This window comes from Pseudomonas agronomica, from assembly GCF_025917275.1.
In the GTDB taxonomy this organism is placed as follows: Bacteria; Pseudomonadota; Gammaproteobacteria; order Pseudomonadales; family Pseudomonadaceae; genus Aquipseudomonas; species Aquipseudomonas agronomica.
Map to the genome: position 1 here is coordinate 1 of NZ_JAOSHO010000052.1, position 19,330 is coordinate 19,330.

At 64.7% G+C, this 19,330-nt stretch carries 6 protein-coding genes; all 6 read right to left on the bottom strand.

The genetic code is table 11. From position 1 onward, the window contains the following. Positions 1-12,009: two-partner secretion domain-containing protein (locus OC610_RS06745; RefSeq protein WP_264427120.1), on the bottom strand; the 12,009-nt coding region annotated here is incomplete at its 3' end. A 203-nt stretch (positions 12,010-12,212) separates the two neighbouring features. Continuing rightward, the gene (locus OC610_RS06750; protein WP_264427121.1) at positions 12,213-13,445 is read right to left on the bottom strand and encodes a substrate-binding domain-containing protein; all 1,233 of its coding nucleotides are present in this window, start codon (positions 13,443-13,445) and stop codon (positions 12,213-12,215) included. 339 nt (positions 13,446-13,784) lie between these two features. Continuing rightward, positions 13,785-14,996, bottom strand: a complete 1,212-nt coding sequence (gspF, locus tag OC610_RS06755; protein WP_264427122.1) for a type II secretion system inner membrane protein GspF — start codon at positions 14,994-14,996, stop codon at positions 13,785-13,787. Continuing rightward, positions 14,996-16,438, bottom strand: a complete 1,443-nt coding sequence (gspE, locus tag OC610_RS06760) for a type II secretion system ATPase GspE (protein WP_198796771.1) — start codon at positions 16,436-16,438, stop codon at positions 14,996-14,998. The genes gspF and gspE overlap by 1 nt, the downstream gene beginning before the upstream one ends. After that, positions 16,435-18,801: a type II secretion system secretin GspD gene (gene gspD / locus OC610_RS06765; protein WP_264427123.1), complete on the bottom strand. Its 2,367-nt coding sequence runs from the start codon at positions 18,799-18,801 to the stop codon at positions 16,435-16,437. Before gspD ends, gspE begins: the two co-directional genes overlap by 4 nt. Next, the gene (gspM, locus tag OC610_RS06770) at positions 18,798-19,259 is read right to left on the bottom strand and encodes a type II secretion system protein GspM (RefSeq protein WP_408636553.1); all 462 of its coding nucleotides are present in this window, start codon (positions 19,257-19,259) and stop codon (positions 18,798-18,800) included. Before gspM ends, gspD begins: the two co-directional genes overlap by 4 nt. Positions 19,260-19,330 lie beyond the last annotated feature (71 nt).

Sequence of the window (19,330 nt, forward strand, 5' to 3'; positions counted from 1 at the left end):
GCTCGGCACCGACGGCGACAGCGTGACGTTGCCCCAGTCGTCGTAGACGCGCTTGGGCGGCGTGTACACCAAGGTGGTTTTCGAGCCGCGACCGGCGTTGATATCCCCGGTCGCCGACCAGGCGAGAATGTCGCCGCCGAAGGTGGTCATGATCCGGCTTTGTCCCAGCAACACGCTGCCGTTGCTGAACAACTGGATGTCACCGGTGCCTTGGGTGATGACCCCGGCACTGGACGGCGGGGCCTCGCCTTCGATACCGAACACCTGCTGCCCGCCGGGCGTCAACATCTGGATATCGCCGCCGAAGTTGGTGTGCACCCCGGCGCCGCCGAACATCGTGATGTCGCCCTGGTAAGCCAAGGCGTTGCCGGCCACGTCATGGGTGGGAAACAGCGCGGCGATGGCGTTGCGACCGCGCAGGTAGCTGCCGGAACGCGGACTGCTGGCATCGTTGTACTCGCGGCCACCGGCACGCAGTTCAGCGAAGTACACCTGGCGGGCAAACACCCGTTGTTGTTCGGACGGCAACGCGGCGAAATAGGCCTGTGCCTGCTCGCTATCGCCGTCGAAGCCATACCGCAATGCCAGCCACGCCGCCAGCTCGACCTCATAAGTCTTCGCCACCTTGCCCGGTTGTTGGGCCAGGCCGGCACCGGCGTCCGCCAGGTTGGCCGGGTCCAGGTATTGCCGCACGAAGCCCAGGTAATCCGGGCCCGCAGCGCCCACGCCGGCCTGCATCACAATGCTTGCGCCGGGGCGATTGTCACCGGCTTTCACCGGACCGAGGCTGGTCACGGCGGCCTGGTCTTCCATCAGGATGTTGCGCCCGGCGCTGATCTCCAGCGTACCGGGGCCGGCGACATTGAAGGTGCTGTAGAGAATGTCGCGGCCGGCGGAGACAACGGAGATGTCGGTGGGGTCATCGTGGACGAACAGGTTGCCGGTGCTTCTCGCATCGCCAGGAAGCTGGGGCACGGCATTGTTGCTGAGCTGTCCGCTGTTGACGATGTCGCGACCCGCCATGATCCAGGCCGGCCGAGCGGCTTCGTACCAGATATCACCCTCATAGGGTTGAACGGAAAAGGACAGGATCTCCCCCGTGCGCAGCCCCACGATATCGCCATTCACTGCGTAGAAGCGTGTCGGCTGGTCGGCGCCACGATAGCTGCCTTCGGTGCCGGAGCCGCCGAAAGCGAACAGCGATCCCGTGCCATTCGTGCCGGTGTGCAGACCGAGACTGTCCATGTAGCTGAAGCCCGGATGCGCCACCGTCGCCAGGTTCGCCTGAGGGGCATTGGTCGGAGAGATGGCGTAGCCTCCCGCGTAGATCGAATCGGCGGCCAGGAACTCCAACTGAGCCTGCGCACCCGGGGCCAGTACCAGCGAATACGGAACGATCGGCAACACCGAACCTCCCGTCCAGGTCCCGGACGGCCCGTAGTAAAGGCTTCCGTTGGCGGCAGTGGCTCGCAGGATGGACGGATAGACGAAACGACCGTCGGTGGGTGCCGAGTCGCCGGACGCGGGAGCGGAACTGCCTATCGCAACCTCGCCGACTTGGGTGGACGGCGTCAGGTTGCCACCCGCCGCCAGCAGATCGATGGCGGTGTGATCGGTCCACAGGCTGAACCACGAGGATCCCGCTCCCTTTCCAGCGCCCCCCAGGTCTACGAGTTGCGAGCCTTGCGAGAGCAGGCGCCCGGCATCGGCGGCGGCGCCCAGTACCAGATCACCGCGGGCGTCCAGGGTTACGGTGGCGTCCCCCGGCACCACGATCATGCCTCCGGTGGCACTGGCCGTGGTGGATTGGAATGGATCGTAGGCTCGGGTTTCCCGCGTGTCCTGCCACAGCGCATGGGGACCACTGACCAATTCGATACCGCCAAAAGAACCGGCATGGGCCCTGACCGTACCGCGCAGGTTGATCAGGCTGCCGTTCAATGCGTGACGCTGGATGACCGGCCCGGCGGAGCCCTCCAATGCTCGTGCATTCAACGATGGGTTGAGCCCCCCACCGACGCGCAGGTTCAGGTCACCGCCGCCGGTCATCTGCAATTTTCCATCGACCATGCGCCCGGTCGAACCCACCGCCAGCACCAAGCCTTGGCTGCGCGTAGCGAACTGCTCGCCGGTATCACCACGGGGCATCAGCATGCCGGCATCGCCCGCCACGTCCACGGCCAGGTTGCCGCCGCCCAAGGTACCCAGGCCCGTGAAGCCGACCAGCGCCATGTTCTGGTCCTCCGCCACGAAGGTGCCGAAGTTGATCCACCAGGCCGTGGGGGTGGTGCCGTCGACGCCACCGCCCTGGCGCCACAGCCAGTTGCCGACGCTGGAGCTCGCATTCTGCCCGGTCCGGCTGATGACGTCGCCGGTCAAGTCTGCACCGACGGTCAATGAAAGGTTGCCGCCCTGGTCGGGATACCAGGCGCGATAGAGGCTGCTCGGGCCGCCGTCTACCAAGGATTCATAATCACCGGCCCCCCACGGCAGCACCCGGTCCGTCAGTTGGTCGGTCTTGGAATCTTTCCAGACCCCTCGTGCCGGGTTGTAGGCTGCCGATTGCGCCTGGGTCAGGGTCGAAGTACCCGCCGTGTAGATGCCGAACAGCGATTGCAGGTTCAGGTCGCCAGCGCTGATCAGGTCCAGGTCGCCGGTACCGGTGCGCAGCACGCTGAAGCTGCTGGCCTCGGGTTTGTAGGCGTATTGGTACTCCGCCTCGGACAACTTCGCCAGGCAGGCATCGGAGGACGCGCAAAGCATGTCCACGGTCTGACCCAACTCAGCCGCCAGTTCGCTCGCCGAACGTCCTTCATAAGCCGGATTGCCCAGGGCGCCGGCACCGTTAGCGGTGATGAACAGAGGGCTGTTAGTACACATCGGCCCGATGGCACAGAGATCCTCCAGAGTCATGCCGAATTGGAACGCAATCGCTGCCGCTGGCAAACCTGTATAGCTGAGATCGCCAAAAAACATCATCGAAAAATCCGTAGTCGTCACCACTGGATCGCTCGTCGAGCCTGGAACCGGTGCTCCTCCCCCGGTCTGAACGCGGGTACCCTGCATTGCATAATGGGTGTCCGCCACCGTCAGCTTGCCATTTTGCGCATAGGGGTCCGCCAGACGTGGGTCGGCCGCCTGCAGGTCGGCGCCCGCCACGGCACGCACCGACCACGACTGTGAGCCTTCGGCAAGCATCGGCGCAATCGCCCAGTTACGGCCCTTGCCGTCCCCGCCACGCAAGTTGATTTTCTCCACGCCGTCGGCGAGCTTCACGTCGGTGCCCGCCGGAATCAGCGCGCCCAATGCGAGCTGCAGCGGGCCCGCTTGCACCATGACATTCGGGTTGGCCATATCGACCATGTTCAACGGACGGCTGGGCAACGCCACGCCCTTGGGCCACACCAGCCCGGTCAATGCCATGTCACCCGCCAGCACCGAGCCGGCATCGAGGATCATCCCTGGGGCCAGGGTGAGATCGGCACTCAGCCGGGTGCCGGCGGCATGGGCCAACGTGCCATCGGCGTTGCGGATATTCGCCGCCAGTACCGTGCCGGCCGGCAGGTTTACGGCTTCGGCCACTTCGCCAGGCACCGGCAAGCGAGTACCCGCAGCCAGGGTGACCGTCTGCAAAGGCAAGTCGTAGTTGAGGGTCACGCCGGACAGGAACGTGGTGCCTTCCTGCAATTCAATACCCGCTCGCGGCACGATTACGTCGCCGTTGAACAGCTGCTTGCCCGGCGTCAGCACCCAGCCATCGTCGTCCGGCGTTGCCGGCGGCGGTGCGAAACCGTCATTGATGCTGCCATACACGCTCAGGTCGCCCCCGGCGCGCAGTACCAGGCTGCCGACTTCGCCGGAACCGTATACGGACGTTTGGGGTGTCAGCGGATTTAGGCTGGCGTAGCGATAGCCGGACAGGTCCAGGTCGCCCTGCACCACCAGGTCACCGTCGGCAGTGGCACTGACGATTTCGACGCCGGGGCGCAGGTGGAACGCGTTGCGGTACGTCGCATTGTTGAGGCCGGCCAGCTTGCCGTAGCGCAAGGCATTGTTGTTCAAGGCATTGTCAATGAAGTCCCGGTTGTCGTCATGGATACCGTTGAGGTAGTCCTGATCGATGAATTGATACGGCCGACCACTGGCCGCCGGATCGGTGCCGTAGTGGGCATTGTCGTAACGCTGCACACCATTGAGCGCTATCAGCTTGGCGCCCTGGATATTCAGGTTGCCGCTGGCGTCGATGGCGATATCGCCGGCAGTCGCCCCGCCCAGTCGAGGCGCGTTCAGTTCCAGGGTGCCACGGGCCTTGCCGTCGTGGCCGGTCTTGGCGGCGGTACCGTGGCGCAAATCGATCCGAGCGCCGTCGGCCAAGGTCAGCAGGCCATCTCCGGAACTGAGCTCAACCATGGCGCGGTTCGGCGAATCGATGATCTGGCCGTAGCTGTCGACCCGCAGCACGCTGCCATGGGCGTCGAGCACGGCGTTGCCGCCGAGGGTCAAGCCTTGTTTGCCGGCCAGGCGGATGGAACCCACCCGCTCGCCGCTGGCGTCCACGGTGCCATTGACCGTGAGCTTGCCGCCGTCCACCGACACGCTGACCACGCCGGCCTTCAGGCCATCGCCGATCACCAGGTCGCCCTGCTTTAGCTGGAAGCTGCGCCCGCCGAATACCAGGCCCTGGTTCAACCGTTGATTGAGGGCGGCGAAATCCTCGCTCAGGCTTGCGTCACCCAGGCGTTGGGCGCGGATGTCCACGCTGCCGGCCTTGTAGGGCACAGCAGTGCCACCCGCATCGTAGTAGCCGCTGCTGCTGCCGAGAACAGTGCCCGCCAGGTCGACCTTGCCGGCAGCCGCCGCCAACGCGGTGGCCTTGAGCGTGCCGGCCTGGTTGTTCACGGCGGAGAGGTCGATCACCGAGCCGACAGCCTGGCGGATATTGCCGTTGCGGCTTTCGAGAATCAGGTCACCGCCCCAACTGTACTTGCTGACATCGTTGAACGTGATCTTGCGCCCGGCCAGGTCGAGGCGCGCGGCGGCGCTCAGGGTCAACTCGTCCTCGGCGCTCAGGGTCAGCTTGCCGCTGGGCAACACCACGTTGCCGTCGACCCGCACGTTCTGGCCGTTCAACGCCAGCTCGGCGCCGAGGCTATCGGCGCTGGCCACGGGCACGCGGCTGCCCGCCGGAGCGCTGACGCGGATATTGCCGCCCGCGGTGATCCGGTTGACCGACCCGGCTTCGCCAGTCAGCAACGGCGTCAGGATATTCAGGTTGCCACCGCTGTACTGGAAACCTTTGCCGGTGATGTATTCGCCCTGGCTCTGGTACACCGACAAGCCGCCCTTATGGTTGGCGGTGATGCGCTCGCTGGCATTGAGATTGACGTTGGCGAATCCCAGGGCCAGACGGTCATAGGCCTTGGCCACCTTGGGCTCGGTGGTCGGGGCGTAGCCGAAACCGATGCGTTCGGCGTCGATTTGCAGGTTGCCCGCGCCCGTGCCGGCGCTGCCGTTCACGATACTGCCGGCCTCGTTCTGCGCGCCGTTCCAGATCAGGCCGCGGGTGCGGATGCGTGCGGTTTCACCCGCTTCGCCCTTGCCGTAGATCGCGGGCGTGGTCAGCACCAATTCCTTGAGCCTTGATTTGCCGGTCACCGCGTCAAAGGTATCGAGGCTGGCGTTGCCATAGAAATTCAGTGAATCGCGAGCACCCAGCACCAGGGTTTCAAGCGCCGGCGCGCCGACACTGGTGTCGCCGAGCAACAGACGGTCGAGCACCTGTTGGTTAAGTGTCAGGCCACTGGGCAACAGGTTGCGTGACGCCAGGTCCGCCAGCGTATCGGCGTTGCCAACGTTAATCCCGCCGACCGCCAGCGTCAGGTTGCGGGTGCCGAAACGCACGGCATCGGTCAACTCGAAGCGATTGTCCGTGGCCGAAGCGATGGTGCCTTCGGAGTACAAACGGGTTGTACCGCTGCAAACGCCATCGCATACGCCGATGCGGATACTGCCAGGTGCGCTGTCCGGCGTCATCGGGTTGGGCGCCGCAGGCGCCAGCATGTTCACGTAGCCATTGGAGACGGCGAGCACGCTGTTGCGGCCGGGGTTGTAGAGATAGCCATCACGCGAGTCACGGGCCACGGCGCCCATGCCCAGGGTATTGATCGAAGCCCCTTGCTCCACGGTGATCCCGCCATTCGGACCGGATGTCACCAGGAACACCTCCGGCGCCCGCAAGGTCGCACCGCTGCGCAAGGTGATATTTCGGGTTTGGGTGACAGTGCCAGTACCGCTGCCGAAATCAAGGAAGTTGCCACCCTGGCCATAGCGGGCAAGGGCATAGCCGCCGATGTACAGGCTGCTGGCGCCGATGGCATTGACCGCATCGTCGGTCAGGGTCACGCCGTCCAATCCAGCATTGGCCGCCTGCCCGGCCTTGATGATTTCCAGGTTCCCGGCCTTGACCAACGTCAGCGTGGTGGTGCTGCCGCGACCCTCCTCAGCGGCTTTGCTGAGCAGTTTTCCAGCAAAACTGAAGCTCGGCTGCCCACTCTGGTTGCTGTCGAAGATAACGTTGAACGCCTTCGCGTCCCGGGGCAGCAACACCGCGGGTACCCCCAGGCGCGCCGCATCAGCCAGGGCAAACTGACTGAAACTGGTCTCGTTGTATTGCGAGTATCGGCGCAGCGTATCGGCCGCCGTGACGATCACCTGGCTCGCCAGGCTGTCGCGTACACCCGTGCCGGCGATGCCCAGGATGCCTGCGGTTGCCCAGGAACCGTTGCGCATCGCCTGGGTCGGCACGATCCCGCCCTGCCCGGCCAGGCCGTTGACCTCGACGCGGAATGCACCGGGCAGCAGCGCGTACGTCGAGGGCAGCAACGTATAGGTTCCGGCCGGCAAGCCGGGCACACCGGCGCCGAGGGTAATCTGCTGCCCCACCATAGGCGCGACGGCACCGGCTTCGCCGCCCGAGGGCGCATAACCGGTCTGCACGCCAGGAACGATGGCATAGACCGGATTACTGCCCAGTGCCGGCAACAGGAAGCCGTCAGGACCGAATTGCACCAACGGGTTGAAGCGCGCATCGGTGGAACCACCACGCCCCGAGATAAAACCGGCCCCCGTCAGGTTACCGCCACCGGAGACATCCACCACTGCGCCCGCCGCGACGTCGATGGTCTCACCCACCAGATCGACCTTGCCCGGCACGCCATTCACAGCCGGTTGCAACAGGCTCTTGTCGAGCGTTACGCCATCGAACACATACGACTTGCCATCCGCTGTTCCGCCATACGGCATGACCAGCCCCGCGCCACTGACGGATGTCAGGCTGCCGGCTAGCAGGTTCACGTCACTGCCCGGGCGCGACGCCGTTTCCAGGGCCGTCTGGCCGATGATCAGGTTGCCCAGCGGCGCCCGCAGAATGCCACCTTGATTGATGACATCCGCTTCAAGTCGCAGCTCGCCAAACGCGGAATAGGGCACCGCGGGAATCGCCGAGCCATTTCGACCTATGTCGATTCGCTTGGCGGTCAGCGTCCCTTGCACGCCGGTGCCGGGATAAATCTGCGCAGCGGTGAGCCCCAGGACACCCGGGGTACGGATCAGCATTTTATGATCGGCCTGGCTGCTGGCCATCCGAATGTCACCCTGGCTGTTGAGCTGCAGGTCGGCAAAGCCGCGGCGGTCAACCTGTTGAACTTCACCCTGGGACATCGCCAGCGTTCCGCTGCCGCCGATCCTCACCGCGTCGCGAACCTCGAGAAGCCCGGTCGCGGTCAATGACAACTTCCCTGCCGCAGGTCGCGCCGAAGGTGTCAGCCCTATGCCGGTGCTGCTGTTGTCAGCGCCAGCAGCGGTTTTATCCACGGCACCGGCCAGGCGCACAAAGCTACCGCGCAGGTTGACCAGCGAGTCCGCGGCCGCCGTCTCTGCCATGCCGTAGGCACCTGCGTAGAGCTGAAGCGCATTGGCCATGGTCAGGCTGACATTGCCGTCGAAGGTCAACAGGCCCGTACTCAGGAGGGACAAGCTATCAAAGCCGCCGCGCTCCACCTGGTCCACCGAAAGCCTCGCATAGCCGTGCTCCAGCAAGGCGGCACCCTGCTCTGGAGCGCTCCCGGCGGCCAGGCCCGTCGGGGTATGGCGTTGCTCGATAATCAATTCGCGAGTCTTGCGCTGGTCATCCGGCAAATCCGAACTGTTCAAGTAAACAGTAGCACCCAGCCCTACCGACAGGCTGCCGCCCGCCGCGCCGGCGCCACCCGCAGCGGCCTTGAACTGACCGTCCAGGTAGAGGCCGCTGGTCGAGCCAAGACTGATGCTGCCGCCATGGCTGGCAACCACTCGGCTTTGCCCACCGTCATCAAGGACGGCGCTGGCCCCCGAAGCGTCGAGCAACGCGCCTTCGCGCACCACGATGAACTTGCCGACACCGCCGCCGTCGCCGGTCGCATGGTCGATTTCACCACCGATGACGATGCTCCCACCGTTGCGCAGGAAGCCGTATTGGGTGCCCCGCCCCCCCGTCGCGGTGGCGGCACGCGCCGCTACGTCAAGTACCGCGTGCTCACCGATCCAGATCGACTTGAAGTTATCGCTCGGCGGAATGACCGCCGCTTGCGGCCCAGGCGCGGAACCGACCGTGATCGAGCCGCCCCAGGCATTCAAGGTGCCGTCCACGGTGATCTGGCCGATACCTCTCAGGCGGATCGCTTGTCCGGGGTCGACATTCAATACCGCCGACTTGCCCACCAGCAGGTCAGCCTTGGCGACATTCGCCGCGCCGGTTTGCTGGCTGCCGGCTTGCAAGGACAGGCTGGCACCCTGGCGTTGGGTCAGCACGCCCTTGCTGGCGTCTTCGAGGTACAGCGGTGGCGTCCAGGTTTCCAGCGCGCTGCCCGGTGCGCCACCGGTGGCGACCCCAGGCGCGCCAGCGCCTTGGCGATAAACCGGCAGGGTGACATCGACCCGGGTGCCCTCGGCGACCACCAGGCCGTCGTTGCCGATGATGTCGTAGGCGGAAAAGCCTTTCTTGAAGAAGTCGCCATCGAGCAGCAAGGTACCGGCCGCCGCGGAGGTCGCGGTGTCGCTGATCAGGACTTTACCGGCCTGCAATTGCAAGGTGCCGCCGCCCTTTACACCCTGGCCGCGCAATTCGCCGCCCAGGCTCAATTCGCCCGTGAGAGTGCTCAGGGTGACATCGCCGCCCTTGCCGCCCTGGAACTTGCCTGAGTTGAGCAGTGCCGCTCCGGAAGAAACGTCCAGCACGCTGCCGGCGCCCAGCACAATTGCGCCGCCGGTTTTCAGGGCGATGCTGCCGCCGTTCTGGTAAGGCAAGGCGCTGATATCGCCCGGGTCCAGTTGCAGGTTGCTCCAGAGTCCGCTGGCATCCAGGCGTACCCCGTCAGCCACCGTGACCGAGGACGCGCCGGCCACCGGCATCGAGCCGTCGACCTGGACGAAATCCCGGCCTACCTGAATGACGCCACCGTGGGCGGTGAGGTTGGCATTCACGGCCACTTTCGGGCCAAACAGGCTGATGGAACCGGCCGGAGCGACCTGCAACGCACCGTTGACCGTGATGCCTTCGCCGGCAGCGACTTTGACGGCACCCAGCTTGAAGCCGCTGAGTTGATGACTGTCCAAGTACAAGGTGCCCTGGCGATCGGTCGGCAAATCGCCGTCCAGACCGATGCCATTGGCGACGCCCGCGGCGCCTTCGCCGATCGTCACGTTTTTCAGGGTATTGGCCGTGGCGCCAAGGGCATATTCGAGGGTGCCGCTTTCCTTCACGTAGAACGGCACGTACGAGCCGACCACCAACTGCCCGCCACGGGCCACGGCTTTCTGCGACTGCTGGTAGCCATCCAGGCCGGCCTGGGCGGCGCGGGTCTGGCGGTCACCCTGGAAGGTATCGCTGGCGAGCGTGCCTTCGAGCACCGCGTTTTTAGTCCCGATCACCAGGGTGCCGGCGTCGCGGCCGACCGTGTAGCCGGCCTCCTGGCGCGAACGTGGTGCAATCAAGGGATTGTAGTAATACTTCGTTTGCCCCCAGCGCTGGGTGTGGTCTTCGTATCCCTTGTAGATCCCGGTGTAGAGCATGTCCCCAGGCGCACTGTTGAGTTCATACAAGCGGCCATCGGCGCCCTTGAGCCAGGTCTGCTTGACGGTGCCGCTCTGCACATCCAGCGTGCCGCCGGACAGATTGATCTGCGACCCGGCCTGGGTCACCACATCATTACCGGTAAAACTCACGGTGCCGCCCTGGGCCATCCATTCGCCAGCGCTGTGGCCCTGGGTACCGAGGTAGCCGCTGACTTCCAGCAGACCACCGGCGGTGTACCAGCGATCAGTGGCGTAGCCGTTGGTGCCGGCGGGTACGAACACCAGCTCACGCGCATCCACCCACACGTCGTTGTTGTTCAACGTACCTTCATCCCGGTTGCCGGCGGCATCGCGCTGCTCGTTGCCCTGGATGTTGACCTTGATGCTGTTGGCTTCCATCGCCACCTTGACGCCGGTGGCGCCGGAGACGTCGATCACCGCACCGTCGCGCACCAGGCTGCGGGTGCCGGCATTCACTGCCACCTGACCGCCCGTGGCGAGGGTGATCGATCCCTTCTGGAAGTCGACGCTGCCAGCGCTGTCGATCTGCACCAGGGACAGGTCGCGCCGGAAGGTGTCCGCCGGAATGACCTTTCCGTCCTGGCTGACGATCGGTTTCAAGGCACTGTCGCGTTGGCTGTCCAGGGCCGTCGCGCTCGCGTCCACCAGAATCGCCGTGGTACTGCCCTCGCCCAGGGTCACGTTGGCATCGCTGCCTCGCGCCGTGAGGTGCAGCGTGCCTCGGGTATCCGCCGAAGTGCTGGCCACGGCCACGCCGCTCTGCCGCACCTGGTTGCCGGTCAGCGTCACATCACCGCTGGCCGCCATCAACAATCCTGTGTTGCTCACCCGGCCGGCGCCCGTGCCGCCATCCTGGTGGGCGATGACTTCATTGCCGCGCGTGGTCGACGTCGAGTTGCCGTCGCTGGCGAAGCCCTTCTTGATGGTGAAGCTGTCGCCGGCCGCCAGCACGGTTTGTCCACGCGGGGTACTGAGGGTGCCGGCGTTGTCGACGTTTTTACCCAGCAACAAGACATAGCCACCGCCGGCGGTCGATTTGCTCGGGGCGGTCGTGGAAATCTGCGCGCCCTTCTCCACCCGGATCTCGCCTTGGGCGTTGGTAAAGCTCGCCGCGTTGGCGTTGTAGAGGCCACCGGTCTTGAACTGTTCGTCGCTGAAATCCGTAGCGGCCGCCACCAGGTTACGCACGTTGACCTGGCTGCTGCCGCTGAACACCACGCCGTTGCTGTTGAGGATCATCACCGTGCCGTCGGCCTTGATCTGGCCCTGGATCTGGCTCGGCGCGGTGCTGTTGTTGACCTTGTTCAGCGCGGCCCAACTGGCGTCCTGTTGAAACGACAGGGTGGTGTCACGACCGATGTTGAACGTGTCCCAGTTGAGAATGGCCTTGTCGGCGGTCTGCTTGATCGTCACCACGACCTTGCCGTTGGCATCTGTCTGCACCGGACCGTTGGCGTTGAGGAACAGCGGCTTGCCATCCGGCCCGATGACCGCGTTCAAACCATTGCCGCCCAAACCGTTATGAATGGTTTGCGGCACGCCAAAACTGGCCGCTCGCCCGGCCGCCTGCGCAGCCTGACTGGCCGCGATCGCCGCTACCGTGCTGTTCATGTTCGCCAGCGAACGGCCCAACTGCTGCTGCACCCGTTGCTGCTGCGCCAGCGGTGGAGGCGTTCCAGGGCGAGGCGCGCTGGGGCTGGCCGGGCCTGCCGCCGGAGCCGCGCCCTTGGCCGCGAACCAGGCCGAACTGAAACTGGTCGCTGCGTAGGCGGGGTTGGCCAGCAACAGCAAGGCAATGGCCTGGGCCAAGGGTTTGAGGCACAGCACAGCGGCGGAATCAGCATTACGGCGAGTGGCTTTCTGGGGGCGGCAACGCATCACTACGGATCCTTTTTACGCAGGGCGAATTCGATAGCGACCTCTGGACGAGGCGCACAAATGACTAATTCCAAGGCAGGTTGAAGCCGTCGCGACCGAACTTTTGTCACGCAATGTTCATCTGCCGGGCGGTTGCCTGAAATGAAAAACCGGCAACAGCGCGAAGCTGTTGCCGGTTCATGAAACGGACCCTTGGTCAGGGCTTAAAGCGGACGACCAATGCCGTTGCAAGCGGTGGTGTTACCCACTGACAGCGAGCTGGTGGCGGTGTAGAAGGTGTCGCGGATAGCGGTTTTCCAGGTGTCGGTGATTGGGATCAACTTGGCGGCGATGATTTCGTCGTCGTTGTTGGCCAGGTCGGTCAGGGTGTAGTGACGGTTGATGAAGCTGCGAACAGCCGAGGTGTCGGTGCTGTCCTTGTAGCACTGGTTGAAGACCAGGAAGGTGTAGCCCACGATGCTGTAGCCCGTCGTCGGGGCAGGCAGGACCTTGGCCCAGTTTTCCGGCAGGCCACGATCAGCGGCGGCTGGCGGAGCGATGGTGCTCAGCGCGGTCGTCACGTTGCCGATGGTCGGCAGGTTGCCGTTGACGCGGGCAACCACGGCGTTGCTGCTGGCATTGACGTCTTCCGGCCCGACGTAGCCGATGGCGCCTTCGGTGGACAACACGGTGCTGGCCATCGCGGCACTGCCAGTTACGGCAGTGGCGTTCGCAGGAACGGTGCCGACGGCCGTGGTGAAGGTGCTGTTGGTGGTGAACTTGGTCGGGCACTGGCTGTTCAGGTGGCGGGTGAAGATCTCGCTGGTGCCGCTGCTGCCAGCACGGTAGTAGACCTTGATCGGGGTGGTCGGGTAGGTGCTGTTGACCTGGTTCCAGGTGGTGACGGTGCCCGAGAAAATGTCGCACAGCTGGGCGCTGGTCAGGTTCAGGTTGTTGACCGCGGTACCGTTGGCCAATGTCAGCTTGTACGGAACGGTGACCGAAGTGGCTTCAGCGGGAATCTGGACGATAGGACCCCAGTTGGCAGCGTTGCCCGTCGGCACGGCTGGCGACTGGTGAGCAGCGCGATAGGTGCTCAGTTCAGTGGCGGACAGAATCGAATCACTGCCAGCGTAGTCAACGGTCACGGCCGGAACGTAGACCTTTTCCAGGGCCGTTGCCGAGTTGCCGTCGAGGTTCCAGACCAGCACGTCCGAGTTGTTGGTCAAGAAAGCAGTCTTGCCGCCGCCGCTGCCCACGCCCACATAGTTGGCGAAGGCGGGTTGTGGCGCTGGGCCGTTGAGGATGCCGACCGGCGCTGCGACGCCGCCAGTCGGTGGCACGCCGTACAGGTTTTGCGGCAGGGTGGCACCGCCACCGACGACAGCAGCCATGGCCTGGGCGGAGCAAAGGCCGGCGACGGCCATGGAAACGGCGAGAACGTTGCGCTTGAACATGAAGAATCTCCTTTCATCGTGTCTGGACGTTGGTAGTTCGCTTGTGCTTCTCATTGCGACCGCTGCCCCGAGCGGACTTCCGGCGCTCGTTCGAAGGGGTGGCCACGGCGTAGAAACTCTCAATTTCCAGTGACAGAGAAAGGAAAAAATCTCGGGTGCTCGACCTTGTTTTTCCTGAATATTCTCGGGAGTTACCGACACCTTCCTGACATTTTGCTCAGTTTTCGCAGCGCGAGCGTGAGGCCGTCGCATGCCCTCCCCCGTGCGCCGTAGCCTGGCGCAGCGTAGATGTCGAACGGATGAACCCGAGTGGCGCTCAGGAGTGGGATCGCGCAGATGTCATTGCACCAGCTGATTGATCTCGATGATCGGTAGCAACACGGCCATGACGATGGTCAGCACCACCCCGCCCATGATCACGATCATCAGCGGCTCCAGGAGTGCCGTCATGCCCATGGCCCGGCGCTCGATGTCGCGCGACAAGGTTTGCGCGGCGCGCTCGAGCATGGGCGGCAAGGCCCCGGTTTTTTCACCGCTGGCGATCAGGTGAATCAGGATGGGCGGGAACACCTTGCCGCCCCGCAGTGCACTGGCGAGGCCCACGCCTTCGCGCACCCGCAAGGTGGCGTCGGCCACGCAATGGGCCAGGCGATCATTGGCCAGGGTCTGCCCGGCCGCATCCAGGGCGCGCAACAGCGGCACGCCAGCGCTGCCAAGAATCGCCAGGGTCGAGGCGAAACGCGCGGTATTGACCCCCAGCACGAAGCGGCCGATCAGCGGCAGCCGCAGCACCCGGCTATGCCAGGCCAGGCGTGCGTCGGCGTTACGCAAATAGCGCCGCCATCCCCACCAGCATCCGGCAAGCCCGGCAAAGCAGGCCCAACCCCAGGCGCGCAGGAAGTCGCTGGCCTGCAACATCACCCGGGTCAGGGTGGGCAAGTCCTGGCGCGCCTGGGAAAAAGCGCTGACCACCTGTGGCACCACGAAACCCAGCAGGAAGATGACGATGACAATCGACACCACGCCCACCACCGCTGGGTAGATGAAGGCCGTGAGGATCTTGCCCCGCAGGTTGTTGCGCTCTTCGATGTAGTCGGCCAGGCGCTCCATCACCTGGGCGAGATCGCCAGACTCCTCGCCAGCGGCAATCATCGCCCGGTAGATCTCGGGAAAATCCCGTGGTCGCGCGGCCAACGCATCGGCCAGGCGCATGCCGTTGCGCACATCGCCGCGCACCGCGCCGAGGGTTTCGGCGATGTGGCGTTTCTCGGCCTGGTCGACGGTGGCCGACAGGGCCGCTTCCAGCGGCAGACTGGCGCCCAACAGGCTCGCCAATTGGCGGGTAGCCCAGGCCAGGTCGCTGTCCGACAATTTTGCGCTGAACAGGCCCGAGGCACCGGCGCTGCCGACGTGCAACTGCTCGTCGATGCGCAACGGCGTCAGCCCACGGCCGCGCAGTTCGCCCATCGCACTGCGCTGGCTATCGGCCTCAAGCACGCCTTGCTCGATGTTCCCCGAGGCATCGGCGGCCTCGAAACGGTAGCGGTTCATCAGGCGTCCCGGGTCACGCGCAGGATTTCTTCGCGGGCGGTGGAGCCACTGCTCACCCATCGCTCGCCGTCCTCGCGCATGCTCAACATGCCGGCCTGTCGCGCACAGGTGCGCAACGCCTGCTCGCCTTCACCCTGATGGATCAACCGCCGCACCTCATCGTCCACCACGAAGAGTTCGTGGATGCCGGTACGCCCGCTGTAGCCGGTGTGGTTGCAGCGCGGGCAGCCATGGGGACGCCATTGGCCCGGCGCGGCTTCGTCAGGTTGCTTGCACGCCGGACACAGGCGACGCACCAGGCGTTGCGCCAGGACGCCGAGCAATGACGACGCCAACAGGAACGGCTCGACACCGATGTCGGTCAGCCGCGTCACCGCCGACACCGCGTCGTTGGTATGCAACGTCGCCAGCACCAGGTGCCCGGTCAGCGACGCCTGGACGGCGATCTGCGCGGTCTCCTGATCGCGGATTTCACCGATCATGATCACGTCCGGGTCCTGGCGCAGGATCGCGCGCAAAGCCAGGCCGAAGCTCATGTCGATCCGCGTGTTGACCTGGATCTGGCTGATGCCCGGCAAGTCGTATTCCACCGGGTCTTCCACCGTCAGGATATTGCTGGTGCTGGCATCCAGGCGGGCCAGGGCGGCATACAGCGTGGTGGTCTTGCCGCTGCCGGTGGGGCCGGTGACCAGCACGATGCCGTGGGGTTGGCGGATCAGTTGATCCAGTTGGCTCAGCACCGCGGGCGCCATGCCCAGGGTTTCCAATTGCAGGCGCCCGGCCTGTTTGTCCAGCAGGCGCATCACCACCCGCTCGCCGTGGCCGGTGGGCACGGTGGACACCCGCACATCAATGGGCCGTCCGGCAACACGCAGGGCGATGCGGCCGTCCTGGGGCAAGCGTTTTTCAGCGATGTCCAATTGCGCCATGATCTTGATCCGCGACACCAATGCCGCGTGCAGGGCCTTGCGCGGCGCGACCACGTCCCGGAGGGCTCCATCGACGCGATAACGCACCACGGAATGGCTTTCGAACGGTTCGATATGAATATCGCTGGCCTCATCCCGCGCGGCCTGGGTCAGCAATGCGTTGATCATGCGGATGACCGGGGCGCCACCTTCGCTGTCCAGCAAATCGGTGACTTCCGGGATGTCCTGCATCAGGCGATCAAGGTCGACTTCGTTTTCCGCCGCGCCGACGATCGCCGCGGCGCTGCCGGTGTCGGCATAAGCGCTGGTCAACAGCGCTTCGAGCTCTTCGTCGCGTATCCGTTGCAACGCAGTGGGACCATAACGCCGGCGTACCTCGTTGATGGCCCAGCCCGGCGTCGCAGCACTGACCAGCAACACGTTGCCCTCCTCACCTGCCTTGAGGAGGAGCCGCTGGGCCTTGGCCCATGCATAGGGCAACGCGCCCGCACCGGTTTGCAGAGAGGGGCTCATGGCTGCTTGTCCGGTTCCAGCGGCACGGCGCGCATCGCTCGGGGTGGCTGATTGAGCGGTATCGGCTGGCGTGGCGGCGGATTGAAAGGCATCGCCTGGGCGGCCGGCGGCAACTGCGGCGCCTGCATATCCGTGAGCGGCCATTTGTGCGCTGGCTGCAGATTGCCTTGGGCACGACGAATAAAATCGTAGCGATTGAGGGTAATGCTGCGGCCGACGTTACTGTCGCGAATGATGTAGGGACGCAGGAAGACCATCAGGTTGGTCTTGGTCCGCGAGCGGCTGTCGCTGCGAAACAGCGCGCCAATGCCCGGGATGCTGCCCAGACCCGGAATCGCGTCGGAGCTTTCGGTAAAGCCATCTTGCAACAAGCCACCCAACACCATGATTTGTCCGTCGTCGAGCAGGATGCTGGTGTCGATGGCGCGCTTGTTGGTCACCGTGCCGGCGTCGCTGGAAGCGCGCGGGTCCACGCTGCTGACTTCTTGGTAGATGTCCAGCTTGACCGTGCCCCCCTCGGAAATCTGCGGGCGCACGTTCAGGCGCAGCCCGACTTCCTCGCGCTCGATGGTCTGGAACGGGTTGTTACTGTTGCCGCCACCGTTGGTCACGTAGTTGCCAGTGACGAAGGGGATGGTCTGCCCTACGAAAATGCTCGCCGCTTCGTTGTCCAGCGTTAGCAGGTTGGGCGTGGACAACACGTTGGTTCCGCCCTTGCTTTTCAGGGCGCGGGCCAGCACCTTCAAATCGAGCACCTGGCCGATGCCAGGAATATTCACCGTGCCCGAGACCTTGCCGATGCTCAAGCCACCGGGCAGTGCATCAATGCTGTTCTTGGCCGAGGTATTGATGCCGGCGCCGCCCAGGTTGGCGCCACCGATCCAGCCGTTGCCCGCCAGATCACCAGCTTGCCATTGAATGCCGAAGGCACTCGCATCGTCTTCGCTGACCTCGACGATCAGGCTTTCGATCACCACCTGGGCGCGGCGCTGGTCGAGCAGATCGATGACTTCACGTAGGTTGCGATACAGCGGGTCGGGCGCGGAAATCAACAAGGTGTTGGTGGTGGTATCGGCCTGCACGGTGACGCCGTTGGCGGAAAACGCCACTGCGCCTTCGCCTGCCTGATGGCTGCCCTGGCCGCTCGACATCTGCAGGCCTGCACTCTGCCCATTGTTAGTTTGCGAACTGCTGCCGGTAGTACTCGACGAATTATTGCCGTTGCCGCTCGTACTGCTGCCCGCCGGGCCACCCAGGCCACCGCCGTTCAACAGGTTCCGTGCGCTGTCGGTGGACGCACCGGCCATTTCCCCTTCACCGGTGAGCAAGCCGCGCAAGGCTTGCGCCAGCTTGTTGGCCTGGGCGTTGCGCAGGTACACCACGTGGAGATTGCTCGGGTTGTTCTGGGCATTGTCGAGCTTGTAGATCAGTTGCCTGGCCAGCTCGGTGCGTTCGGGGCTGCCGGTGCGCAGGATGATGCTGTTGGATCGAGGGTCGCCGATCACCGACACCTTTTGCGTCGCATCGGCGCCCTGCACGTCGAGCAACTCGGACACCATCGTCGCAATGTCGACAGCAATGCCGTTCTGCACGGGGACTACATCCGTGTCGATGGCGCCGGGGATGTCGATATTGGCGATGATCTGCGCCACCCGATTGAGGTTTTCCGCATAGTCGGTGACCACCACCGTGTTATTGCCGGGATAGGCATTGATGGGGTTGTTGGCCGATACGATGGGGCGCAGTGCCGGAATCAGGTTGACTGCGTTTTCGTATTGCAAGCGAAAGGTCCGGGTGATCATGCCGTTGCCCGCCGCGCGATCGGCGTCCCCCACCGGCCCGCCCAACAACTTGGCGTCGGCTTCCGGGACCACCTGGCTGACGCCTTCCACTTCGACCACGGCAAAGCCCTGCATGCGCAGGGCCGCGAGCAGCATGTCATAGGCCGTGCGGGCCGGCACTTCGCCTTCGGACACCAGGGTCAGTTGGCCTTTGACACGTGGGTCCACCAGGAACTGGCGACCGGTGGCGCGTGACAGCGCACGCACCACGGCGGGAATATCGGCCTCGACGAAATTCAGCTGCACCGGTTGGTTGCCCAGTCCGTTGCCGGTCGGGCCGGCATCGAGCGAACGGAGGGGCGGGCGCGACGATGCCTTGCGCGTGACCTGGCGTCGTTGCTCTGCCTGTGCCTGCACGCGCTGGCGCTCGACCAGCGCATCACCGCTGCCGGTCTGTGCCAGCGGCTGGCCCAGCTCACTTTGAGCGGGAATGGGCTGCGCCTGCTCGCTGCCCAATTGGCTACAGGCACTGAGCAACAGCGCCAAGGGAATTGTTGACGCATACGTACCAAACCGCTTCATGAGGATTCCTTAGCGCCGGGCGCCTGTTCCATGCCAACGACCCCGGAAATCCGCGCGGCCGTCTCAGTGCTTTGCGAGGTTGCCCGTTGCAAATGAGCGTCGCGCACCTGCAGGCCGAGCCTCGGTGCGTCGTCCAATAACCAGTTCAACAAGGCATCGGCGGGCGCGTTGTCGAGGGTCAGCCGCCAGGTTGTGGCGTCGGCCTCGACCCGGTGCTCCAGGTCGTAGGCTCCGGCCAGGCCGATGCCATCCAAACGCTCTTTCACAAGCTGTGGCGTGATCGCGCCGGGCACCATGCCGGCGCCCTGCACCTCGGCCAGCACCCCATCCAGCGCTGCCGCCTGGGAACGCAGGCGCGGCAGTTCGGCTTGCCAATGGTCGATGCGTTGCAGTGGCGGTTGGATCAGGCCGTACCACAGCACCACCACGGGCAACACCAGCGCGGCAATCCGCAGAATGCGTTTATCCCGGGCGCTGCTGCGTTGCCAGAACTGCTGTGCACTGGCTCGCTGCGCCTGCCAGCGGGCGC